The 22,999-nt window shown below is 60.7% G+C and carries 25 protein-coding genes; 20 read left to right on the forward strand and 5 right to left on the reverse strand.

Translation table 11 applies throughout. The annotated features are described in order from the left end of the window. Nucleotide 1: 1 nt before the first annotated feature. The 3 genes from HU752_RS08205 to HU752_RS08215 form a co-directional block, all read right to left on the reverse strand. Complete coding sequence (locus tag HU752_RS08205; protein WP_186684927.1) at nt 2-2,038, reverse strand: sensor histidine kinase; 2,037 nt, start codon at nt 2,036-2,038, stop codon at nt 2-4. 158 nt (nt 2,039-2,196) lie between these two features. Next, nucleotides 2,197-3,114: a putative 2-dehydropantoate 2-reductase gene (locus tag HU752_RS08210; RefSeq protein ID WP_186684919.1), complete on the reverse strand. Its 918-nt coding sequence runs from the start codon at nt 3,112-3,114 to the stop codon at nt 2,197-2,199. After that, the gene (locus HU752_RS08215; protein WP_186684917.1) at nt 3,114-4,067 is read right to left on the reverse strand and encodes a GGDEF domain-containing protein; all 954 of its coding nucleotides are present in this window, start codon (nt 4,065-4,067) and stop codon (nt 3,114-3,116) included. Before HU752_RS08215 ends, HU752_RS08210 begins: the two co-directional genes overlap by 1 nt. A 121-nt stretch (nt 4,068-4,188) precedes the next feature. On the opposite strand from HU752_RS08215, the gene HU752_RS08220 reads away from it, so the two are divergent. Together HU752_RS08220 and HU752_RS08225 are read left to right on the forward strand one after the other, a co-directional pair. Further along, nucleotides 4,189-4,674 (forward strand): YajQ family cyclic di-GMP-binding protein, encoded by a 486-nt coding sequence (locus HU752_RS08220; protein ID WP_186684909.1) that lies wholly within the window; start codon nt 4,189-4,191, stop codon nt 4,672-4,674. A gap of 122 nt (nt 4,675-4,796) precedes the next feature. Beyond that, entirely contained in the window at nt 4,797-5,639 is an 843-nt protein-coding gene (locus HU752_RS08225; protein ID WP_186684908.1) for a mechanosensitive ion channel family protein, read from the forward strand. Between the two features lie 276 nt (nt 5,640-5,915). On the opposite strand, the gene HU752_RS08230 is transcribed toward HU752_RS08225, so the two are convergent. After that, nucleotides 5,916-7,286, reverse strand: a complete 1,371-nt coding sequence (locus HU752_RS08230) for an OprD family porin (RefSeq protein WP_186684906.1) — start codon at nt 7,284-7,286, stop codon at nt 5,916-5,918. A gap of 933 nt (nt 7,287-8,219) precedes the next feature. Here HU752_RS08230 and HU752_RS08235 point away from each other — a divergent pair. Both HU752_RS08235 and HU752_RS08240 read left to right on the forward strand, forming a co-directional pair. Further along, on the forward strand, nt 8,220-8,651 hold the full coding sequence (locus HU752_RS08235; protein WP_186684904.1) for an HIT family protein: 432 nt from the start codon (nt 8,220-8,222) through the stop codon (nt 8,649-8,651). Beyond that, entirely contained in the window at nt 8,648-8,854 is a 207-nt protein-coding gene (locus HU752_RS08240; protein WP_186684902.1) for a SlyX family protein, read from the forward strand. Before HU752_RS08235 ends, HU752_RS08240 begins: the two co-directional genes overlap by 4 nt. 80 nt (nt 8,855-8,934) lie before the next feature. Here HU752_RS08240 and HU752_RS31945 read toward each other — a convergent pair whose 3' ends face one another. Next, nucleotides 8,935-9,537 (reverse strand): cold-shock protein, encoded by a 603-nt coding sequence (locus tag HU752_RS31945; protein ID WP_186684900.1) that lies wholly within the window; start codon nt 9,535-9,537, stop codon nt 8,935-8,937. Between the two features lie 309 nt (nt 9,538-9,846). On the opposite strand from HU752_RS31945, the gene HU752_RS08250 reads away from it, so the two are divergent. The 16 genes from HU752_RS08250 to queE all read left to right on the forward strand — a co-directional run bounded on the left by HU752_RS08250 (nt 9,847) and on the right by queE (nt 22,999). Then, on the forward strand, nt 9,847-10,317 hold the full coding sequence (locus HU752_RS08250) for a Dps family protein (protein WP_186684898.1): 471 nt from the start codon (nt 9,847-9,849) through the stop codon (nt 10,315-10,317). A gap of 237 nt (nt 10,318-10,554) precedes the next feature. After that, nucleotides 10,555-10,890 (forward strand): ribbon-helix-helix domain-containing protein, encoded by a 336-nt coding sequence (locus HU752_RS08255; protein ID WP_186684896.1) that lies wholly within the window; start codon nt 10,555-10,557, stop codon nt 10,888-10,890. A 180-nt stretch (nt 10,891-11,070) separates the two neighbouring features. Further along, nucleotides 11,071-11,292 (forward strand): FmdB family zinc ribbon protein, encoded by a 222-nt coding sequence (locus HU752_RS08260; RefSeq protein WP_026145498.1) that lies wholly within the window; start codon nt 11,071-11,073, stop codon nt 11,290-11,292. A gap of 94 nt (nt 11,293-11,386) precedes the next feature. Beyond that, complete coding sequence (gene aspS / locus HU752_RS08265) at nt 11,387-13,162, forward strand: aspartate--tRNA ligase (RefSeq protein WP_186684894.1); 1,776 nt, start codon at nt 11,387-11,389, stop codon at nt 13,160-13,162. A 133-nt stretch (nt 13,163-13,295) separates the two neighbouring features. Continuing rightward, complete coding sequence (locus HU752_RS08270; RefSeq protein ID WP_186684892.1) at nt 13,296-14,042, forward strand: YebC/PmpR family DNA-binding transcriptional regulator; 747 nt, start codon at nt 13,296-13,298, stop codon at nt 14,040-14,042. Between the two features lie 147 nt (nt 14,043-14,189). Beyond that, a complete protein-coding gene (ruvC, locus tag HU752_RS08275) occupies nt 14,190-14,714 on the forward strand; it encodes a crossover junction endodeoxyribonuclease RuvC (RefSeq protein WP_186684884.1) in 525 nt (174 codons plus the stop codon). Nucleotides 14,715-14,827: 113 nt separating this feature from the next. Continuing rightward, entirely contained in the window at nt 14,828-15,442 is a 615-nt protein-coding gene (gene ruvA / locus HU752_RS08280; protein WP_186684882.1) for a Holliday junction branch migration protein RuvA, read from the forward strand. Further along, the gene (ruvB, locus tag HU752_RS08285) at nt 15,443-16,501 is read left to right on the forward strand and encodes a Holliday junction branch migration DNA helicase RuvB (protein ID WP_186684880.1); all 1,059 of its coding nucleotides are present in this window, start codon (nt 15,443-15,445) and stop codon (nt 16,499-16,501) included. A gap of 138 nt (nt 16,502-16,639) precedes the next feature. Next, nucleotides 16,640-17,107 carry a tol-pal system-associated acyl-CoA thioesterase gene (gene ybgC / locus HU752_RS08290; protein ID WP_054056498.1) on the forward strand — a complete coding sequence of 156 codons (468 nt, stop codon included), beginning with the start codon at nt 16,640-16,642 and terminating at the stop codon, nt 17,105-17,107. After that, nucleotides 17,097-17,792, forward strand: a complete 696-nt coding sequence (tolQ, locus tag HU752_RS08295; RefSeq protein ID WP_017906047.1) for a protein TolQ — start codon at nt 17,097-17,099, stop codon at nt 17,790-17,792. The genes ybgC and tolQ overlap by 11 nt, the downstream gene beginning before the upstream one ends. Before the next feature lie 14 nt (nt 17,793-17,806). After that, nucleotides 17,807-18,259: a protein TolR gene (gene tolR / locus HU752_RS08300; RefSeq protein WP_010444249.1), complete on the forward strand. Its 453-nt coding sequence runs from the start codon at nt 17,807-17,809 to the stop codon at nt 18,257-18,259. Continuing rightward, complete coding sequence (tolA, locus tag HU752_RS08305) at nt 18,259-19,317, forward strand: cell envelope integrity protein TolA (RefSeq protein WP_186684878.1); 1,059 nt, start codon at nt 18,259-18,261, stop codon at nt 19,315-19,317. Before tolR ends, tolA begins: the two co-directional genes overlap by 1 nt. Before the next feature lie 238 nt (nt 19,318-19,555). Continuing rightward, a complete protein-coding gene (tolB, locus tag HU752_RS08315; protein WP_437182335.1) occupies nt 19,556-20,806 on the forward strand; it encodes a Tol-Pal system beta propeller repeat protein TolB in 1,251 nt (416 codons plus the stop codon). Between the two features lie 52 nt (nt 20,807-20,858). Beyond that, nucleotides 20,859-21,356 (forward strand): peptidoglycan-associated lipoprotein Pal, encoded by a 498-nt coding sequence (pal, locus tag HU752_RS08320; RefSeq protein ID WP_010444246.1) that lies wholly within the window; start codon nt 20,859-20,861, stop codon nt 21,354-21,356. Between the two features lie 6 nt (nt 21,357-21,362). Beyond that, nucleotides 21,363-22,187, forward strand: coding sequence for a tol-pal system protein YbgF (gene ybgF, locus HU752_RS08325; RefSeq protein WP_186684874.1), 825 nt, complete (start codon nt 21,363-21,365; stop codon nt 22,185-22,187). 164 nt (nt 22,188-22,351) lie between these two features. Then, nucleotides 22,352-22,999, forward strand: coding sequence for a 7-carboxy-7-deazaguanine synthase QueE (gene queE / locus HU752_RS08330; RefSeq protein ID WP_186684872.1), 648 nt, complete (start codon nt 22,352-22,354; stop codon nt 22,997-22,999).

The raw sequence follows: 22,999 nt of genomic DNA on the forward strand, positions 1-22,999 counted from the left end.
GTTACGACTCCGTTTTATTGAGTTCGGGAAGAAGGGCCTGGTTGCTCGCCAACGGCAGGCGCAGGGTGAAGCAGGTCCCCTGGCCGGGCGTCGATTGCACTTCCATCTGGCCCTTGTGGTTGTTGGTGATGATGAAGTAGGACACCGACAGCCCAAGGCCGGTCCCCTGGCCGATCTCCTTGGTGGTGAAGAACGGTTCGAAGGTGCGCTTGCGGATGTTCTCGGGCATGCCGATGCCGTTGTCCTCGACCTGGATTTCCGCCCACGGCGGATTCAGTCGGGTGCGCAGGGTAATGCGCCCCGGTTCGCGGTCATCGTCACGCTGGTGAATGGCCTGGGCGGCGTTCTTCAGCAGGTTCAGCAGCACCTGCTCCAGTTCGTTGGCGGTGCCGGGAACCGGGCCGAGCGCCGGGTCGAACTGACGGATGATGGCCTGGCCCTTGAAGTCGAAACCGATGGCCAGGTCGAAGTCGTTACCGGCGATCTCCACTGCCTGGTCGATCAGCGCCGGCAGGTCGCAAGGCGCCATTTCCCGCTTGCTGCGCCGGCTGAAACTGAGCATGTGGGTGACGATCTTCGCTGCCCGCGCGCCGGCCTGCTGGATGCCGTCGAGCAACTGCGGCACCTCGCGACTGGTGAGGTACTGGTTGACGGTGCCCAGGTCGATGCCCGCCTGCTCGGCGTACTCGAGGTTCTTCGGCAGCTCCGAGGACAGTCGTCGGCGAATGTTCTGCACGTTGTGCAGGATCGCGCCCAAGGGGTTGTTGATCTCGTGGGCCATGCCGGCGGCCAGCCCGCCGACCGAGAGCATTTTCTCCGACTGCACCATCATTTCTTCCAGGGACAGGCGCTGGGTGATGTCGTCGATTCGGATCACCACGCCACGACCGGCACCGCCCATCAGCGGATAGAAGGTCAGGGCATAGTGACGGGCCTCGTCGTCCTTGACCCAGGTGACGCGCTCGATCTTCGCCACGGTGTGTTGCTCGACGGTGTCCTTGAGCTGCGGCAGGAAGGGTTTGAGCGGCTCGAAGGCGAGGAAGATCGGCTGGTTCAGCGCTTCGTCCAGGCGCGTACCGGAAAGGGCACTGGCCTCCTGGTTCCATTGGGTGACGTACAACTGTTCATCCAGGGCGATCAGTGCCGAGGGCATGGAGTCGATGATGCTGTTGAGGTAGTTCTGAAAGCCCGTGAGCTTCTTCTCGATCTTGCTGCGGACCTGGACTTCGAGTTCGAGCTTGCGATTGGTATGGCGGGTTTCCTCGGCCAGGCCCTGGGCCTGGTCGTAGGCCGCCTGGGACTCGTCGCGGGCACGCTTGAGCTGTTGCTCGCGGGCTTCGATCCGCGACAGCATGGTGTTGAAGGCTTCGGCAAGGCTACCGATCTCGTCGTGGTTGCCGCGCGAGGCGCGCAGTGAATAGTTTTCTTCGCGGGTGACCTGGCGCGACAGCTCCTCGAGTTCGTGGATCGGTTGGGTGATCAGCCGCTTGATCTGCCGGGCGATGATCATCCACAGCAGCACGCTGAAGATCAGGATGCCCAGGCTGGCGGTAAAGGTCCCGGTGTAGAAGGCCACCGGCAATTCGCTGCTGGCTACCAGCAACAGGTGCCCGGGGGCCTGTCCGGGGCGGGGCATGTCGATGACCTGGTTGCTGCGGAACTCGGTCAGGCGCCAGGCCTCGACATGGCGATAGCGCTCCGGCAGCTTCAGGCGGTCGCTGTGTTGCAGCTGGGCCAGGCGGTCGCCCCTGCCGTCATAGATGGCGGCCGCGCGCAGGGGTGAATAGGTGTTGAGTTCCTTGAGCAGCGCCTCGGCATTGTCCGGCGACTCCAGGGCCTGGCTGGCCAGGTTCGGGTTCGATACCAGCCGGCCAATGGTCTGCAGCGCCTGGGGCGCCATGCTCTCCTGGGAGATCCAGTAGGCGGCGCTGATGAAGGTCAGGTTGGCGACCAGCAGTACGGTAATCAGCAGTACCAGCAGCGCGGCGAGGAGTTTCTGACCGACCGGGAGGTTTTCTAGGCGCTGGCGCAGGGGCATCGCGGGTCCTGTCTGGCAAGGTGAGAGAAACGGCGGGCCTCGATCGGCGCCCGACCGTGACTGAGTGTATCAAACCGTCGGTTTTTGCCGCGGGCTTTTGCCAGGGGCGCGATTTGAACAGGATGGGGTGGGGTTGCCGGAGGAGCGTGCGAGGCCGATCAGTCGACTGGCAGGCCGTGGTTCGCCAGGTGTGTGGCCAGGCGCTCGCGCAACTGCTCGAGGTGGGGCAGGCTCAGGTGGTGGCGAGCCGCCGCCGCGCAGGCGTAGCCCAGCAGGTAGCTGATCTCGGTACGCCGGCCCTGGGCGACATCCTGGTACATGGAGGAGTAGTTCGCCGCCGTAGCCTGTATCACTCGCTGCACCTCGTTGTGCAACTCTTCGGCGGCCGCCGGCTGGCCACAGCATTGCAGCAGCTCGGTCAACTCGGCGCAGAGCGTGGCCACTTCACAGTGGTGATCCAGCAGGCCGCCGTTGCGGCAGTCGTAGAGTACCGTCAACGGGTTGATGGCGCAGTTGAGCGCCAGCTTGCGCCATAGCCGGGTCAGGATCTGGGTGTTCCATTCGTGGGGAATTCCCGCCTGGGCCAGGTCCTCCAGCCAGGGCGGCGGCAATGGTTGGGCAACATCACCCAGCCAGGTGAAGCCATGGCCGGCGAAGACGACTCGCCAGTCTGCCTCGCGGAATGCGCCTTCGGTACTGGAGGCGAAGATGCAACGGGCAGAGGGTAGCAGTGCGGCGACGGCATCCTGGCTACCGAGACCGTTCTGCAGCAGGATCAGTTCGGCATCCGCGCTCAGGCGTGGCAGCAGTTGGGCGACAGCGGCATGCGCATCATAGGCCTTGCAGGCTACCAGCAGGCGGGTAATCGGTTCGGCGGCATCAACTGTCTGTGCGGGGATGGCGAACCGGTGGGCCTGGCCCTGTTCGACCAGGGTCAGGCCGCCGCTGGCCTCATAGGCGGCCAGCCGGGCCGCGTCGCGCAGGATCAGCCTGACCGGCAGTCCGGCGCGCGCCAGTCGTGTCGCCCACAGGCTGCCCAGGCTGCCGGCGCCGAGGACATGCCAGGTGCTGCTCATCAGTCGCGGGCCGGCAGGCGCTTGGCGCTGACCACGCCGTCGGCATAGGACTGGGCCAGCAACTGGGCGGCCTCGTCGAACAGGGTCTGCTGGTCCAGGGGCAGGCACTTGCTGTCCAGGCCCACCAGGCTGATCCCCGCCTTCAATTCGACGGGGCCGACGTTGGTCATGAATGGTTTGAGGTTCAGGCCGTCATACAGGCGCTTGAAGCTGCTCGGGGCGCAATCGCGCAGGTCGGGCGGCATGGTCATCAGCACGAAATGCTGGTCGTCCAGGCGGGCCAGCACGTCCAGCGGGCGGACCAGCTGTTGCAGGCGACGGGCGACGCCTTGCAGCAGTTCGTCGTAGAAATCGTTGCCGTACTCGCGTTGCAGTTCGCTGGCCTGCTGGACCCCGATCAGCAGGTAGCAGATGGCACCGCCACGCGCCTGGACCTGGCGCAGGCTGTCGGTCAGCTTCTGGCGCAGGTAGCGGGAGTTGCCGAGGCCGGTCAGGGAGTCGACGAGGTTGCGCTGCTCGAGGCTGGCGATGTTCTGGCGCAGCAGGCGGTTTTCCTGGCGCAGCCGCTGCAGGGTGCTGCATTGGCGATCAGCGGCCAGGACCCGGGTCAGCAGCAGGCGTTCGATGTCCTCGGGGGCGATCAGGTCGTCGATGTCGTTGTCCGACGTATCGTCGAGCAGGCTGAGTGGCGTTTCGGAACTGATCAGCAACATGTAGGTGTAGTGATCGTTCATCTCGTCGCGCTGCCTGACCTTCTCCGCCAGTTTCAGCCCGGCCTCGCCGACGCAGACCACCACGCTGGCCGCGCGCTGGTCGATCTGCTCCAGCGCCAGGACCGCGTCGTTGGCCTGGCGGATGTCCTGGTATCCCGCACGCTGGAGGCTGCTGCCGAAGGCGCTGCTCACCAGATGACCATCACTCACCAGCAAAATGCTCAGATCCGGGTTAGGCATGGGGGGCTCTTAAGTGAATGAGTGGTTGGAAGAACCGTTATAATGCTGGCGGATTTTAACCGTCAAACCCGGCGCGCTCCATCGGTATTGGGCGCGCCAAGATTAAATTTGGAGAAATCGCATGCCGTCGTTCGACGTGGTATCCGAACTGGACAAACACGAAGTCACCAACGCCGTCGAGAACGCCGTCAAGGAGCTGGACCGTCGTTATGACCTCAAGGGCAAGGGCTCCTTCGAGTTCAAGGACAAGGAACAGACCGTCAGCATGACGGCCGAAGCCGAGTTCCAGCTGGAAGCGATGCTGGAGATCCTGCGCATGGCCCTGGTCAAGCGCAAGATCGACGTGAAATGCCTCGAGGTCAAGGATGCCTACGCTTCCGGCAAGCTGATGAAGCAGGACGCGACTTTCAAGGAAGGCATCGACAAGGAAATGGCGAAGAAGATCGTCGCCCACATCAAGGATTCCAAGCTGAAAGTGCAGGCGGCCATCCAGGGTGAGCAGGTCCGCGTGACCGGCAAGAAGCGTGACGACCTGCAGGAAGCCATTGCCAACCTGCGCGCCAAGGAATTCGACCTGCCGCTGCAATTCAACAACTTCCGCGACTGATCCGGTCCGCCAGGGAACCTCTGGAAGTTATCGGCGTCGGAGGGCCCAGGCACGGCAGAAACGATTGAGCCTGCGGGGATCGATCGTTTTGCCGGGCAATCGCACGATAACAGGAGAGAACAATGGATCTGAACGCAGAAATGGATCATCTCATCAAGGCCTCCCAGGCCTGGATTCCGATGATCATGGAATACGGTAGTCGCGTGCTGCTGGCGATCGTCACCCTGGCCGTGGGCTGGTGGCTGATCAACAAGCTGACCGCCAAGCTGGGCAAGCTGCTGGCGCTGCGCAATGCGGACCTGGCGTTGCAGGGCTTCATCAGCAGCCTGTCGAACATCGCCCTCAAGATCATGCTGAGCATCAGCGTGGCGTCGATGATCGGCGTGGCGACCACCTCGTTCGTGGCGGCGATCGGTGCGGCCGGCCTGGCTATCGGCCTGGCGTTGCAGGGCAGCCTGGCGAACTTCGCCGGTGGCGTGCTGATCCTGATGTTCCGGCCGTTCCGCATCGGTGACACGATCACCGCGCAGGGCGTTACCGGTACTGTCGACAATATCCAGATCTTCCATACCATCCTGCGTACCGGCGACAACCAGACGGTCATCATGCCCAACGGCAGCCTGTCGAACGGGATCATCACCAACATCAACCGCCAGCCGACGCGCAAGGTGGTGTTCGATGTAGGGGTGGACTACGAGGCCGACTTGCAGAAGGCGCGTGAAGTGTTGCTGGAGCTGGCCAAGGATGAGCGAGTCCTGCCTGATCCGGCTCCGGCCGCAGTGGTTTCGGCACTGGGTGACAGTTCCATCACCGTTTCCCTGCGTGTGTGGGCGAAGACTGCCGATTGCGGCGACCTGACGTTCAAGTTCAATGAACTGGCCCGTGATCGTCTGAAGGAGGCCGGAATCGATATTCCGTTTCCACAGCGAGTGATCCGGGTAATGCAGGACGCACCGGTTAAATAAACCGGTCCCTATCTGGCTGAGCGGTCAGATATTAATGAGAGGGGCCCGAGAGGGTCCCTTTTTTATTGTTAGCATTTTAATGATGTCCGACACTTGAAGTGTTTTTGATAGTCTTGGCTTTGTACCGATTGGTACAACTTGTAGAAATTATCTTTGAATTCAATGGGTTCTTTTTGTTAGCTAGCTATTCAGTAATTTGCAATGATTTGCGGGTTCTTCGCACAATAAAAAAGGCCCATCACTGGGATGGGCCTTTCTTCAAGCGAGTATCGCTAATTACTTCTTGGCGATAGCCATCAGGTCGAGTGGGTACTCGGTGATCAGGCGGAACTCGTTGATGTTGCCTTCGCCTTCGTCGGCGTTAGCACGGTGCCAGGATTGGCGAGCGCGGAACGACAGGTCTTTCAAAGGACCAGCCTGGACTACGTACTTGGCTTCCAGGTTGGTTTCATGGTGACGGCCATCGCTGCCGTACAAAGGATTGCCGTTGCTGTCACGGTACCGGCTGTTGTCGGCGAGGTGGGTGCCGTCAATGCCTTGGCCGTGAACATAGCGAGCCATGAAGCTCAGGCCTGGGACGCCATACTCAGCCATCTTGATGTCATAACGAGCCTGGATCGAACGCTCGCCTGGGCCGTTGAAGTCAGAGTACTGGATGGAGTTGGCCAGGAAGATCGAGTCGCCGCCACGGTTGTTCTGACCCACGCCGATGTAGTCGAACGGGGTGTCGCCGTGAACCTTCTGGTACGCCAGGGTGATGGTGTGGGCCTTCAGGAACGAGTAGGCGGTTGCGAACGAGTAGGTGGTGTTGCTGATGTCACCTGCCAGGCTCTTGCCGGTATCGGTAGTGCGATACAGGTTGAAGTCGAAGTTCAGGGACTGATCCGAGCCCAGGCCCAGGGTGTAGTTCACGTTGGTGTAGTACTGGTTCCAGATGTCCTCGAGCTTGGCGCCATAGAGCGAAGCAGTCAGGTCAGGAGTGATTGCGTACTTGCCACCGACGTAGTCGATGCTCTTGGCTGCAACGCCAGCGTAGGTTGCGAACAAGTCACCGTTGTGACGAGTCTGGTCCTGGCTGCTGCCACCGGTAAAGTGACCGGCTTCGAGATCGAGATCTTTGACTTCGCTGCTCTGCAGTTGCAGGCCGCTGGCGGTTTGTTGGAACAGGCGGGAACCGCCGACTGCAAACACGGGGGCGGTGCTTGGCTGGAAGTCACCGATTTTCAGCTCGGTTTTGGAGATGCGGAATTTGATCGCCGCACCCGCTTTGCCAAAGCTGTTGTTGTTGTCGCGAATGCCGTTGGCATCAGCGATGCTGCGGCTGATATTGCCCGAGCCGGATTCTTTGTCCTGGCCGCTGAGCAGGAAGCCTGCGTTGCCGTAGCCTTCAACGGCTACACCAACGGTGCCCTGGGTGTAACCCGAGCTGAACTTGCCCAGGAAGCCTTGAGTCCAGTCTTCCTGGTCCTGGGCGGTGTTTTTACGGTCACGGTTGAAGTAGTAGTTCTTCAGAACCACACCTGCCGAAGCGCCTTCAACGAAACCCTTGGCATCAGCCTGGTCGGTCACGAAAGGTTCGGCCATTGCCAGTTGAGTGCCTGCTGCCGAAACAGCCAGGGCGATCATGCTCCACTTCATCACGCGCATCGTGATTTGCTCCTTTGGTTTTAGGAAGAGTACTGCCGTCCCACCTGTATTTTTATCTGGGCGGCTCTTTCTTTTTGTGTCGGCGCAAACTTATATCACGCTGACAAACTTGGCGATACTTGCTCACCTATCCTTGCGGCTTCTTTACGAGCGTGTCGCAAAAAGCTCGCTCCATGTCGCAAATACGCAGCCTTTTTTATTAACTGTACAACTTCAGTGCGGTTGTCGAACACCTGAGCATAGAAAGAAAACACATATGTTCAAGCGTCGTCCCGTCCAGCGTTGTTACCGTGTCGCGGAGCTTCAGCGTCCGATCAGGCCCTCTGTAGCGACTGTGACGTAACTCAATGCAACAAGCATGCACAAAGTTGAAAAATCGCCAGAAAATATTTCCCTGACTGTTCGGTCACGCTGAAACCCTTATGAAACCTGGGGTCAGCACCGTGTGGCATGGTGCTTGACGTATTACTTTCCCTTGTGCTGCTAATCCATTGATTACGTGCAAAAAGCCAAAAACGTTACCGCTTCACACCCTTGGGTGAGTAACCGGTGGATAAAAGGTGCACCAAGAATAGTCGCTCTGTGTGGTTTTGGTGCAGCGATGTCCATTGCCTGTTGCCGGTTGTACAGCCAACCTTTCCGACGAGAGGTTGCACAAGGCTGGCATGACGGCTCGGCACAGCTTTTCAGGAAAGGATGACGTTTTGATTATGCGGCCACGACTTTTCACGCAGGCCACAAGGTTGGCCGAGAACGGTGCGGGCCTGGTCCGTAATGGGGCGTGAGGGCCAGGTAGCCCATTAGCTTGCGGCAGTTGAAGCTGCACGGTGAACTGATGCGCGAAGGCGGGTATCCTCGTCGTTCTGTTTCGGGTGTGGTCGTGGGTGGGCTGCGCTTCCGGGCAGGTCATTCAGTTAAGCAGGAGTGTTTACGGTGTTCGTTCTCGATTCGCGTCTTCAACAAGACACCTTGCCGATGGGCGACTTTCCGTTGTGTCGCCTGCTGTTGTCCAACGATTCGAACTACCCCTGGTTCATCCTGGTGCCACGGCGTGCGGATATCAGCGAGGTATTCGAGCTGGACGCGGCGGATCAGGCGCAGTTGTGGCAGGAGACCAGTGCCCTGGCGCAGGTGCTCAAGCAGGTTTTCGCGGCTGACAAGATGAATGTCGCGACACTGGGTAACGTGGTCAGCCAGTTGCACATGCATGTCATTGTTCGCCATCAGGGCGATGCGGCCTGGCCTGCGCCAGTCTGGGGCAGGCATCCGGCCAAGCCCTATGCCGAGGCGCAGGTCGCGGCGATTCGCGAGCGGCTGGGCGCGGTGTTGGCCGAGGGTTTCTCCTATGTACAGGCGCAGCCATGAACCTTGAAGAGCGTGTTACCGAGCTGGAAACCCGCCTGGCCTTTCAGGATGACACCATCCAGGCGCTGAACGATGTGCTGGTGGGGCAGCAGCGCGAGGTCGAGCGTCTGCAGTTGCAGATGGCCGCCCTGATCAAGCGTCATGAGGAAATGGTCGGGCAATTCGGCATTTCCGAAGATGAGGCGCCACCGCCCCATTACTGAAGCTGGCCGGTAAATCGCCAGGCATGAAAAAACCGCGAGCCGGGTGACGGCCTCGCGGTTTTTTTGAGCCTGGAAACGACTCAGCGGCGTGGCGATGCTGCAACCACGTCTTCGGCCTGCAAGCCCTTGTCCCGGTTCATCACCGAGAACTCCACGCGCTGGCCTTCGACCAGGACGCGGTGGCCTTCGCCACGAATGGCGCGAAAGTGCACGAAAATATCATCGCCGGAATCGCGCGAGATAAAGCCGAAGCCCTTGGAGGTGTTGAACCACTTCACGGTACCGGTATCACGGTTGCTCATGTCGTAGTTGTGCGAGGCGGTGGACGGCGAGGACTTGTAGAAGCTGACCGCCAGGTGCAGCAGGACGGCAACTACCGCGGCTGCCAGGCTCAGCAGTACGGCAGGCTGGCCGGCGATCATCGACAGCGGGGCGAGCAGCACCAGGGTCTGCAGGACGACTGCGAGGATCAGCAGGACGCTGACCAGGTTTTGCAGTTGATGGCGAGGACCCTTGTTCCAGTAGGGGATCACTGGTGCGAGGATCAGGTTGAGCAAGCCGAAGAATGCCAGGTACAGCGCATCGGGTTGTTGCAGGTAAGGCAGCGCTTCGGATCGCAGGCTGGGTATAAAGGAAAGCAGCAGGGCGACGGCGCCCGTTAGCAGGTGGACGATTTTCAACATTTGATTGACTCACTCAAGATTGATCGCAAGGAAGAGCTGGCAGCCCACGGTTCGCTTCTGACAAAAGAAAGGTGAGGCGGTGGGCACGTGTTCTACCAGCCTATGCGTCGTGCCGGGGTGCGGCACGACGACACGCCCTCAATTTAACAGCAAAGCCGGAACCTTCTCAAATCAACGGCTTGAGCGGTATTGGCGGGGTGCGGGGAGGGCTCTGGAACGCACTTCCCCGGTGCTGCACGGGGCGGCGACTCTTGCTAGAGTGCTCCTACACCTTCAGGGTGTGACTTCAATCACGTCAAGGGGATGCATATGGCTATTGATATCGGTATCAGCGAAGCAGACCGCAAGTCCATCGTCGAGGGGCTTTCCCGCCTGTTGTCGGATACCTATGTGCTTTATCTGAAGACCCACAACTTCCACTGGAACGTCAGCGGCCCGATGTTTCGGACCCTGCACTTGATGTTTGAAGAGCAATACAACGAGCTGGCGCTGGCCGTGGATCTGATCGCCGAACGGATCCGCGCGCTCGGTTTTCCGGCGCCCGGCACCTATTCGACCTATGCCCGGCTGTCTTCCATCAAGGAAGAGGAGGGTGTGCCGAGCGCCGAGGAGATGATCCGGCAACTGGTGCAGGGGCAGGAAGCGGTGACCCGTACCGCGCGGGGTATCTTTCCGCTGCTGGACAAGGTCAGCGACGAGCCGACTGCGGACCTGCTGACCCAGCGCATGCAGGTGCATGAGAAAACCGCCTGGATGTTGCGCGCCCTGCTGGAAGGCTAGGGCGATTGCGCACGGGCGGCCGACCCGCTCGTGCGGTCCCCGGCGCTGCCTGCGTGTGGCGTGCGCCGGTTGCGTTCCTGCCGCTGGGCGCCGGCGTTCCTCGTTTTCTGGTCGCTTCATCCTACGCAGGCCATGGTCCGGTCTGCTGGATAAGGAATTTTGCTTGCGGTTTTATGTAAGCGAGATTTTCCAAGAGCGCCCTTGTTCAAGGGCGTGCAGCGACGGAGTGCGAGGAAGATGGTGCAGTTGAAACAGTGTGGGAGGGAGTCCGGTCTGCTGCGCAAGACCCGGCCCGATCCCATGTTGCTGGAATTTGATATCGGATTGGCCAAGCCGGTTTCACGATCCGTTCGCCTGAACGGATTCGCGACCTGCCTGCGCCTGGAGGAGGTCTACTGGAAAGTCCTGGCCGATATGGCCGGGGTCCATCAGTGCACGGTCAATGCGCTGCTGTCGAATGTCGACATGGAAGTGCACCTGCGTTACGGCGGGGTGAAGAACTTCAGTGGCCTGATCCGCGTGGTCTGTATGGTGCACCTGCTGACGCTGGGCGGTTTGCAGCATTCGCGCTGAGCATGCCACGCTTGGGTCGCGAGCCGCCGGTCGTGGCAGGCAGGCGACTGGAGGGAGCGCAATGGCCGGTGTTGCGGCTGCAAAGCCTCGATTTAACAGATATAATCCCGCTCTTTGCTGCATGGCCCGACTCTGGGCACGGGCAGCAGTGATGTCGTTATCTGATTGTCGAGACGCCCCATGCCCATGTACGACTACCAATGCGCTTCCTGCGGTCATCAGCTGGAAGCCATTCAGAAAATCAGCGCCCCGCCTCTGGTCGATTGCCCTGCCTGCCAGGCGCCAGAGCTGAAAAAGATGCTGTCCATGCCGGGCTTCCGCCTCAGCGGTACCGGTTGGTACGAGACCGATTTCAAGACCGGCGCCAAGAAAAACCTGGCCGGTGGCGACAAAGCCGACTGAAAATGAGCGACACGAGCGGGCTCTGGCAAGCCACCGGCACTACGGTGTGTCAGACCTCCACCGAATTCGAATTACGAGAAGCGAAACCACGACCATGATGCGCAGCCATTATTGCGGCCAACTGAACGAGAGCCTGGAAGGCCAGGAAGTCACCCTTTGCGGATGGGTCCACCGTCGTCGCGACCATGGCGGGGTGATTTTCCTCGATATCCGTGACCGCGAAGGCCTGGCCCAGGTCGTTTTCGACCCGGATCGCGCCGAGACCTTTGCCACCGCTGACCGTGTGCGCAGCGAGTACGTGGTGAAGATCACCGGCAAGGTGCGCCTGCGTCCGGCCGGTGCCGGCAACGCCAACATGGCTTCGGGCATGATCGAAGTCCTGGGCTACGAGCTGGAAGTGCTGAACGAAGCGGAAACCCCGCCGTTCCCGCTCAACGAATACTCCGACGTCGGCGAGGAAACCCGCCTGCGTTATCGTTTCATCGACCTGCGTCGTCCGGAAATGGCCGAGAAGCTGCGCCTGCGTTCGCGCATGACCACCAGCATCCGTCGCTTCCTCGACGAAAACGGCTTCCTCGACGTCGAGACGCCGATCCTGACCCGTGCGACCCCGGAAGGCGCCCGCGACTACCTGGTGCCGAGCCGTACCCACGCCGGCAGCTTCTTCGCCCTGCCGCAATCGCCACAGCTGTTCAAGCAGCTGCTGATGGTGGCCGGCTTCGACCGCTACTACCAGATCGCCAAGTGCTTCCGTGACGAAGACCTGCGTGCCGACCGCCAGCCGGAATTCACCCAGATCGACATCGAGACCAGCTTCCTCGATGAAAAGGACATCATGGGCCTGACCGAAGGCATGATCCGCAACCTGTTCAAGGAAGTGCTGGATCTGGAATTCGGCGAGTTCCCGCACATGACCTTCGAAGAGGCCATGCGTCGCTACGGTTCGGACAAGCCAGACCTGCGTATCCCGCTGGAACTGGTCGACGTTGCCGACCAGCTCAAGGAAGTCGAGTTCAAGGTGTTCAGCGGCCCGGCCAACGATCCGAAGTGCCGTATCGCCGCACTGCGCGTTCCAGGCGGGGCGAGCATGCCGCGCAAGCAGATCGACGACTACACCAAGTTCGTCGGCATCTACGGCGCCAAGGGCCTGGCGTACATCAAGGTCAACGAGCGCGCTGCCGGTGTTGACGGCCTGCAATCGCCGATCGTGAAGAACATCCCGGAAGCGAACCTGAACGTGATCCTCGATCGCGTCGGTGCGGTCGATGGCGACATCGTGTTCTTCGGCGCCGACAAGGCCAAGATCGTCAGCGAGGCCCTGGGCGCGCTGCGTATCAAGCTCGGCCATGACCTGAAGTTGCTGACTTGCGAGTGGGCACCGATGTGGGTCGTCGACTTCCCGATGTTCGAAGAGAACGACGACGGCAGTTTCACCGCGTTGCACCACCCGTTCACCGCGCCCAAGTGCACTCCCGAAGAGCTGGAGGCCAACCCGGCCGGCGCCCTGTCGCGTGCCTACGACATGGTCCTGAACGGTACCGAGCTGGGTGGCGGTTCGATCCGTATCCACCGCAAGGAAATGCAACAGGCGGTGTTCCGTCTGCTGGGCATCAACGAAGCGGAACAGGAAGAGAAGTTCGGCTTCCTGCTCGACGCCCTGAAGTACGGTGCTCCACCGCATGGTGGCCTGGCCTTCGGTCTGGACCGCCTGGTGATGCTGATGACCGGCGCCCAGTCGATCCGCGAAGTGATCGCCTTCCCGAAAACCCAGAGCGCGGCCTGTGTCATGACCCAGGCTCCAGGTCTGGTGGACGCCAAGGCCCTGCGCGAATTGCACATTCGCCTGCGCGAAACACCCAAGGCCGAGTAATCCGGCTCTTGCGGGCGCATCCTAGGATGCGCCCTTTCTTTTATAAGGTTCGAAATTTCTGTTTGCCGGTCGGCGCCAACGGCGCGGCGGGCAATGTTTCACGGCAATATTTCAAAGAGCATCGGAGCGAGTTATGGCGGGTCATTCCAAGTGGGCGAACATCAAGCACCGCAAAGAACGTCAGGATGCCAAGAAGGGCAAGATCTTCACCAAGTGGATTCGTGAACTGACCGTCGCTGCCCGTCAGGGCGGTGGCGACCCGGGTTCCAACCCACGCCTGCGCCTGGCGCTGGACAAGGCCCTGGGCGCCAACATGAGCCGCGACATCATTGATCGCGCGGTGGCCCGCGGTGCCGGCAACGCCGACACCGACGACATGGTCGAACTGAGCTACGAAGGCTACGGCCCGGGCGGCGTGGCGGTGATGGTCGAGTGCATGACCGACAACCGCAACCGTACCGCCGCCGCCGTGCGTCATGCGTTCAGCAAGTGTGGCGGCAACCTCGGTACCGACGGCTCGGTGGCCTATCTGTTCGAGCGCAAGGGGCAGATCTCCTTCGCGCCGGGCATCGATGAGGATTCGCTGATGGAAGCCGCGATGGAGGCCGACGCCGACGACGTGGTGACCAACGAGGATGGCTCCATCGATGTCTTTACCTCGTTCTCCGGCTTCTATGCCGTGCGCAACGCCCTGGAGGCAGCCGGTTTCAAGGCGGGCGACGCGGAAATCGTCATGCTGCCGACCACCAGTGCCGAACTCGACCTCGAGGGCGCGGAGAAGGTCCTGAAGCTGATCGACATGCTCGAAGACCTGGATGACGTGCAAAACGTCTACTCCAATGCCGACATCCCCCAGGCAGTGCTGGAACAGCTCGGCTGATCGGTGCGGCCCCTGTCCTTGCAGGGGCTGCATCCCGCTGTCCGGGAGGGAGTCGCCGACCTCCGGGCAGTCCTCTATCGACCTGCATGCATATACAGTAGATACTGCGCGTCATTGGCAGGCTTTCTCGATCAAACCGCAGGCGTTATGACTCTTATTCTTGGTATCGACCCTGGTTCGCGGATCACCGGCTACGGTGTGGTACGTGATACCGGGCGTGGTTGTGTCTATGTGGCCTCGGGCTGCATCCGGACCGGCAGCGGCGAGCTGCCCGAGCGTTTGCGGGTGGTCTACCGCAGCGTGCGCGAGGTGATCCAGACGTACGGCCCGGTGACCATGGGGATCGAAAAGGTCTTCATGGCGAAAAACGCCGATTCGGCGCTCAAGCTTGGCCAGGCCCGTGGCGCGGCGATCGTCGCTGGCGTCGAGGAGAACCTGGAGATCGCCGAATACACCGCGACCCAAGTCAAGCAGGCGGTGGCCGGTACCGGTGGGGCCAACAAGGAACAGGTGATGCTGATGGTGATGCACCTGCTCAAGTTGACCAGCAAGCCGCAGGTCGACGCCTCGGACGCCCTGGCAATCGCCCTGTGCCATGCCCACACCCGTTCGAGCCTGCTGCCCCACGGCTTGGGCGCGGCACGGACCCGTGGCGGTCGCCTGCGTCTCTGATAGCATCATCAGCTTAAACAATTTTGCTTGTCGATAGAGCCTCTAGCCGGATGATGGCAGGTCTATCGCCTTGTTCATCAGCCACCGGCCTGGCCGGCATAAGGACCTGATACGTGATTGGACGCTTGCGCGGCACCCTGGCTGAAAAACAGCCGCCGCACCTTATCCTGGATGTGAATGGCCTGGGCTACGAGGTGGAAGTCCCGATGACCACGCTCTACCGCCTGCCGTCGGTCGGCGAACCGCTGACGCTGCACACGCATTTGGTCGTGCGCGAGGATGCCCAGTTACTCTATGGCTTCGTCGGCAAGCGCGAGCGTGATTTCTTTCGCGAACTGATCCGGCTCAATGGGGTCGGGCCCAAGCTGGCGCTGGCACTGATGTCCAGCCTGGAGGTCGATGAGCTGGTGCGCTGTGTGGCAGCCCAGGACGCTTCGGCGCTGGTCAAGGTGCCCGGCGTCGGCAAGAAGACCGCCGAGCGCCTGCTGGTCGAGCTCAAGGATCGCTTCAAGGCCTGGGAAACCGTACCGAGCATCTTCGCCCTGGTGCCGAACCAGCCCGATGGTGCACCGGCGGCGCCGGTCGCCAGTGCCGAGACCGATGCGGTCAGCGCGCTGATTTCCCTGGGCTACAAGCCGCAGGAGGCGAGCAAGGCGGTTTCCGCCATCAAGGAAAAAGGCCTGAGCAGCGAAGAGATGATTCGCCGCGCCCTGAGGGGAATGATTTAAGTGATTGAAGCCGATCGTTTGATAACCGCTTCCAGCGGCCGTGACCGCGAGGAAGTCCAGGACCGGGCGATTCGCCCGTTGAGCCTGGCCGAGTACATCGGCCAGCCCACGGTTCGGGAGCAGATGGAGCTGTTCATCCAGGCGGCGCGGGCGCGCAGCGAATCGCTGGACCACACGCTGATCTTCGGTCCGCCAGGGCTGGGCAAGACCACCCTGGCCAACATCATCGCCCAGGAAATGGGCGTGTCGATCAAGAGCACTTCCGGGCCGGTGCTCGAGCGCGCGGGTGATCTTGCGGCGCTGCTGACCAACCTCGAACCCCACGATGTGCTGTTCATCGACGAAATCCACCGCCTGTCGCCCGTCGTCGAGGAGGTGCTGTACCCGGCAATGGAGGACTTCCAGCTCGACATCATGATCGGCGAGGGCCCGGCGGCGCGCTCGATCAAGCTGGACCTGCCACCGTTCACCCTGGTCGGCGCGACCACCCGGGCCGGCATGCTGACCAACCCGTTACGTGACCGCTTCGGTATCGTCCAGCGTCTCGAGTTCTATAACACGGCGGACCTGGCGACGATCGTCAGCCGCTCGGCGAGCATCCTGGGGTTGCCGCTCGATGCCGACGGCGCATTCGAGGTCGCCCGGCGTGCACGGGGGACGCCGCGGATCGCCAACCGGCTGTTGCGGCGTGTCCGCGACTTTGCCGAGGTGCGGGCCAAGGGGCATATCACCAAGGGCGTGGCGGACCTGGCACTGAACCTGCTGGATGTCGACGAACACGGCTTCGATCACCAGGACCGGCGCCTGCTGCTGACCATGATCGAGAAGTTCGACGGTGGCCCGGTGGGAGTCGACAGCCTGGCGGCGGCGATCGGCGAGGAGCGCCACACGATCGAGGATGTGCTGGAGCCGTACCTGATCCAGCAGGGCTACATCATGCGTACGCCCCGTGGACGGGTCGTAACCCGGCATGCGTACCTGCACTTCGGTTTGAACGTGCCGTCGCGACTGGGCGAGACACCCGTTGCAGACGAGTTTCTCGATGCATTGGATGGCTGAATGGGCGATTGGCACTGATTTATTCGTGGTTACTGCTGTCCTAGGGGCTGGCGCCACGAATCTTCATGTGAAAAGTCGTATAAGTATGAAAAACAGTTGCCTGGCCGGATTGGCAACCTGAGGAGTAAGCACTAGAGTATGCGCGCGCAAAACGGGCTTCAGTCGTTCGCACATCGCTGTCGCGTTTATTACGAGGACACCGATGCCGGCGGCATCGTGTATTACGTCAATTACCTAAAGTTCATGGAGCGGGCTCGAACCGAGCGGCTACGGGAGCTGGGCTTTGCCCAGTCCGAGCTGGTGGGGGAGAACCTGTTGTTCGTCGTGCATTCCAGCGAAGCGCGCTACCACGTGCCGGCGCGACTGGACGACGAGCTGTTGGTCAGTGCGGATGTCATTGAACTGAACCGTGCGAGCCTGCGCTTCAAGCAGCAGGTTCGTCGTGCAACGGATTTAACGCTGCTCTGCGAAGGGCAGTTCCTGGTGGCCTGTGTGCGCGCCGACAGTTTGAAACCCCGGGCCATTCCAGAAGCCTTGCGATCGGCCTTTGCCGACACAAGCGGCGCGGGTACTCACTTAGAGCAGGAGATAAAGCGTGGAAGCTAACGTCGTCGACCATTCCTCCATGTGGAGTTTGGTCAGCAATGCCAGCATCGTGGTGCAATTGGTCATGCTGATTCTGGTGGCTGCCTCAGTCACCTCGTGGATCATGATTTTCCAGCGCAGCAATCTGCTGCGCGCCGGTCGTCGTGCCCTGGAGAGCTTCGAGGAGCGCTTCTGGTCGGGCATCGACCTGTCCAAGCTGTACCGTCAGGCTGGCAGCAATCCGGACCCGGATTCGGGTGTCGAGCAGATCTTCCGTGCCGGTTTCAAGGAATTCTCTCGTCTGCGCCAGCAGCCAGGCGTCGAGCCTGAAGCGGTGATGGAAGGCGTCGCCCGTGCCATGCGCGTAGCCATCTCCCGTGAAGAGGAAAAGCTCGAACAGAGCCTGCCGTTCCTCGCTACCGTCGGTTCGGTCAGCCCGTACGTCGGTCTGTTCGGTACCGTGTGGGGGATCATGAACTCCTTCCGCGGCCTGGCCACTGTCCAGCAGGCGACCCTCGCCACCGTGGCTCCCGGCATTGCCGAAGCCCTGGTGGCCACCGCGATCGGCCTGTTCGCCGCGATCCCGGCCGTTGTCGCCTACAACCGTTTCGCGGCCCGGGGTGAAAACCTGATCGGTCGCTACTACACCTTCGCCGATGAGTTCCAGGCGATCCTGCACCGTAAAGTGCATACCAGCGAAGAGTAAGCAGGTAGATCCCCATGGCCCGAGTTCGCCACAAACGCAAGCCGGTCGCCGAGATGAACGTGGTGCCATACATCGACGTGATGTTGGTATTGCTGGTTATCTTCATGGTGACCGCACCCATGCTCAACCAGGGTGTGAAGGTCGATCTGCCCAAGGTTTCCAGTGAAGCCTTGCCGCAGGACAACAACACCCAGGTCCTGACCATTTCGATCAAGGCTGACAAGACCTACTACTGGAACCTTGGCAGCGAAGTCGACACCGACAAGCAGCAGGACAAGGCGATGACCTTGCCGCAGATGACCGATGCGGTCACCAAGATCATTCGTGCCGGCAACGAAGCCGGCAAGCACACCCAGGTCTTCATTCGTGGCGACAAGAGTGTCGACTATGGCGCCGTGATGGGTGCCATGGGTGGTCTGCAGAAAGCGGGTGTCGGTAACGTCGGTCTGATTACCGAGGCGCCCTGATGCACCAACAGAGAGAGCCGTCCGCCTCGGAAAGCTACTTCTGGCCCAGCGTCTGGGCGATTGGCCTGCACGTCCTGATCTTTGGCCTGCTGTTCGTCAGCTTTGCCATGACTCCGGAACTGCCCCCGGCCAAACCGCTCGTCCAGGCGACCCTGTACCAACTGAAATCGAAAAGCCAGGCAACCACCCAGACCAATCAGAAGATTGCGGGTGAGGCGAAGAAATCCGCCGCGCGCCAGACCGAAGTCGAGCAGTTGGAGCAGAAGAAGGTCGAGCAGGAAGAGATAAAGGCGGCGGAACAAAAGAAAGAAGAGGCGGCTCAAAAGGCCGAAGAAGCCAAGAAGGCGGCAGAGGCGAAAAAGGCTGATGAAGCCAAGAAGGCCGACGACGTGAAGAAGGCTGCCGAAGCCAAGAAGGCCGAAGAGAAAAAACAGGCTGACATAGCCAAGAAGAAGGCCGAGGAAGAAGCCAAGGAAGCCGCTGAAGAAGAGGCCAAGAAGAAGGCCGCTGAAGAAGCGAAGAAAAAGATAGTCGAAGACGCGAAGAAGAAAGCCGCGGAAGACGCCAAGAAGAAAGCGGAAGCTGAAGAGGCGAAGAAGAAAATCGCCGAAGACGCGAAGAAGAAAGCAGCAGCCGATGCGGCCAAGAAGAAGCAGGACGCCGCACGCAAGGCCGCTGAAGAGAAGAAGGCGCAGGCACTGGCCGACTTGCTTTCCGACACGCCGCAGCGTCAGCAGGCCCTGGCGGATGAGCAGGGCGATGACACCGCGGGCAGTTTCGACGATCTGATTCGCATCCGGGCGGCGGAAGGCTGGACGCGTCCACCTTCGGCACGCAAGGGCATGGCGGTGACGCTGCAGATCGGCATGTTGCCTGACGGCACCGTGACGACGGTTTCGGTGGTCAAGGGCAGCGGTGATGGTCCGTTCGACGCCTCTGCGGTAGCAGCGGTCAAGAACATCGGTCGCCTGACGGAGATGCAGGGCATGAAACCGAGCGACTTTGCGCAATATCGCTCGTTCAAGATGACCTTCACGCCTGACGATCTGGCGCCGTAAGGGGCTTTTCGAAGGGCATCGCTCCCGAGTTGCCTTCTGGCGACAGGAGCGATGACCCGTTCGACGCATCGGCGGTAGTGGTGGTCAAGAGTATTGATTGCCTGATGGAAATGCAGGGAATGAAAGCGAGTGATCTGGCTCCCTCTCGTTCCTTCAAGATGATATTTACACCTGAGGATCTAGCCTTGTGAGAAACCTTCTTCGAGGAATGCTTGTCCTGATCTGCTGCCTGGCAGGGATGGCAGTGGCAGATGAAAAGAACATTCTGGTCACCAGCGGCACCGATCGGGCGACCCCGATCGCCGTCGTGCCGTTCGGCTTCCAGGGCGGCAGCGTGCTGCCCGACGACATGGCCCAGATCATCGGCGACGACCTGCGTAACTCCGGTTACTACTCGCCGATCCCGCGCCAGAACATGATCAGCCTGCCCACCCAGGCCAGCGAAGTCATCTATCGTGACTGGAAAGCCCTGGGCGCCCAGTACATCATGGTTGGCAGCATCGTGCCGGCCGGCGGCCGCCTGCAGGTGCAGTACGCACTGTTCAACGTCGCCACCGAGCAGCAAGTGCTGACCGGCAGCGTCTCGGGTAGCGTCGACCAACTGCGCGACATGGCGCACTACATCTCCGACCAGTCGTTCGAAAAGCTCACCGGCATCAAGGGTGCGTTCTCCACCCGCATGCTGTACGTGACTGCCGAACGCTTCTCGGTGAACAACACGCGCTACACCCTGCAGCGCTCCGACTATGACGGCGCTCGTGCAGTGACCCTGCTGCAGTCGCGCGAGCCGATCCTGTCGCCGCGTTTCGCGCCGGATGGCAAGCGTATCGCCTATGTCTCGTTCGAGCAGAAGCGTCCGCGCATCTTCATCCAGCACATCGATACCGGTCGCCGTGAACAGCTGACCAACTTCGAAGGCCTGAACGGTGCGCCAGCCTGGTCGCCGGACGGTACCCGCCTGGCGTTCGTCCTGTCCAAGGACGGCAACCCGGACATCTACGTGATGAACCTGGGTTCGCGCCAGATCAGCCGCGTGACCAGTGGCCAGGGCATCAACACCGAACCGTTCTGGGGCAAGGATGGCTCGACCATCTACTTCACCTCCGACCGTGGCGGCAAGCCGCAGATCTACAAGACCAACATCAATGGTGGTGGTGCCGAGCGCGTGACGTTCATCGGCAACTACAACGCCAACCCGAAACTGTCGGCTGATGAAAAGACGCTGGTGATGATCCATCGCCAGGACGGTTTCACCAACTTCCGGGTGGCGGCTCAGGATTTGCAGCGCGGTACTGTAAAAATCCTTACAGACACCAACCTTGATGAGTCAGCTACTGTTGCGCCAAACGGCACCATGGTAATCTACGCCACCGCCCAGCAGGGCCGGGGAGTCTTGATGCTCGTGTCCATCAACGGACGCGTAAGGCTCCCGCTTCCTACCGCTCAAGGCGAAGTCAGAGAACCTTCCTGGTCCCCTTACCTGAACTGACGCGGCGCTATACGTTTTACTTAACACACTGGGGTTCATTAGGAGTTTCACGATGGAAATGCTGAAGTTTGGTAAATTTGCTGCGCTGGCTCTGGCCATGGCTGTAGCTGTAGGTTGCTCGTCCAAAGGCGGCGACAACGCTGGTCAAGGCGCTGTTGATCCTAACGCTGGCTACGGTGCAAACACCGGTGCAGTTGACGGCTCCCTGAGCGAAGAAGCAGCTCTGCGCGCAATCACCACCTTCTACTTCGAATACGACAGCTCGGACCTGAAGCCAGAAGCCATGCGCGCTCTGGACGTTCACGCCAAGGACCTGAAAGCCAACGGCAACCGCGTTGTCCTGGAAGGCAACACCGACGAACGTGGTACTCGTGAGTACAACATGGCACTGGGCGAGCGTCGTGCGAAAGCCGTTCAGCGCTACCTGGTTCTGCAAGGTGTTTCCCCAGCTCAACTGGAGCTGGTTTCCTACGGTAAAGAGCGTCCAGTCGCTACTGGCCACGACGAGCAGTCCTGGGCTCAAAACCGTCGCGTCGAACTGCGTAAGTAATTCGTCATGCGAACGTGCCGTCGTGCTGTAACTGTATTGGCTCTCAGCATCATGCCGCTTGCGGCATTTGCTGCGGTTCCTGTGGTCGATGACAACTCCGGCTATAACAATAGCGGTGGAAGTTATCCGCCAGCGGGTTACGGTACGAACGGCGCCTATGCCGGGTCAGGGGCTTCGGCTCCTGTCTCGGCACAGGGCGAACTGTTCAACCAATTGCAACGCATGCAGGAGCAGATTGCGCAGCAACAGGGCGTGATCGAAGTTCTGCAAAATGATGTAGCGCGCATGAAGCAGGAAAGCCTGGAGCGATACCAGGATCTTGATCGGCGCATAGGCAGTGGCGTCGCTCCGGCGGCTGCGGCTCCTGATAATTCTTCCAGCGGTGGCAACACGAATGCCGCCGCCGGTGCAGCACCGGCTGCCCAGGCCCCTGCGGCCAGCAGCGAGCCGGGTGATCCGGCGAAGGAAAAGCTCTACTACGATGCTGCCTTCGACCTGATCAAGGCCAAGGACTTCGACAAGGCCAGCCAGGCATTTGGCGCATTCCTGCGCAAGTACCCCAACAGCCAGTACGCCGGCAACGCCCAGTACTGGTTGGGTGAAGTGAACCTGGCCAAGGGCGACCTGCAAGGTGCCGGCCAGGCCTTTGCCAAGGTCAGCCAGTTGTATCCCAAGCATGCCAAGGTGCCTGACTCGCTGTACAAGCTGGCTGACGTAGAGCGTCGCCTGGGTCACACCGACAAGGTCAAGGGCATCCTGCAGCAGGTCGTTTCCCAGTATCCGGGCACCTCGGCTGCCCAGTTGGCCCAGCGGGACCTGCAGCGCATGTAAGGCGTTGTCGACCCGAATCAAGAAACCCGCGCTTGTCGCGGGTTTTTTCGTTAGAATTGTTGCCCTTTTTATGAAACACGCCGTTCTGGACTATGCGATTGCAGGTTCATTGCGGTGCCTGACGGAGGCGGACAGCCTGTTTAGCTGTTACGCCCGTGGCGGATATGCAAGACACATTGAGAATCACCGAAGTTTTTTACTCGTTACAGGGTGAAACGCGGACTGCTGGGCTGCCCACGGTCTTTGTGCGCCTGACGGGTTGCCCCCTGCGCTGCCAGTATTGCGACAGTGCCTACGCCTTCAGCGGCGGTACCCTCATGTCGCTGGACAGCATCCTTGAACAGGTCGCCAGCTACCGGCCGCGCTACGTCTGCGTGACGGGCGGCGAGCCGTTGGCCCAGCCCAATGCCATTCCCCTGCTCAAGCGGCTCTGTGACGCCGGTTACGAGGTGTCCATCGAGACCAGTGGGTCGATGGATATCTCGCCGGTGGATACCCGCGTCAGCCGGGTGGTCGACCTGAAGACCCCGGGGTCGAAGGAAGTCCACCGAAACCGCTACGAGAACATCGAGCAACTGACCGCCAACGATCAGGTCAAATTCGTCATCTGTTCGCGCGAAGACTACGACTGGTCGGTGTCCAAGCTGATCCAGTACGGTCTGGAGAAGCGCGCCGGAGAAGTGCTGTTCTCACCGAGCCACCATGATCTGCCTGCCCGTGAGCTGGCGGACTGGATCGTTGCGGACAACCTGCCGGTACGCTTGCAGATGCAATTGCACAAATATCTTTGGAATGACGAGCCGGGGCGCTGA

Origin of the sequence: Pseudomonas vanderleydeniana (assembly GCF_014268755.2) — a bacterium.
Lineage (GTDB): Bacteria > Pseudomonadota > Gammaproteobacteria > Pseudomonadales > Pseudomonadaceae > Aquipseudomonas > Aquipseudomonas vanderleydeniana.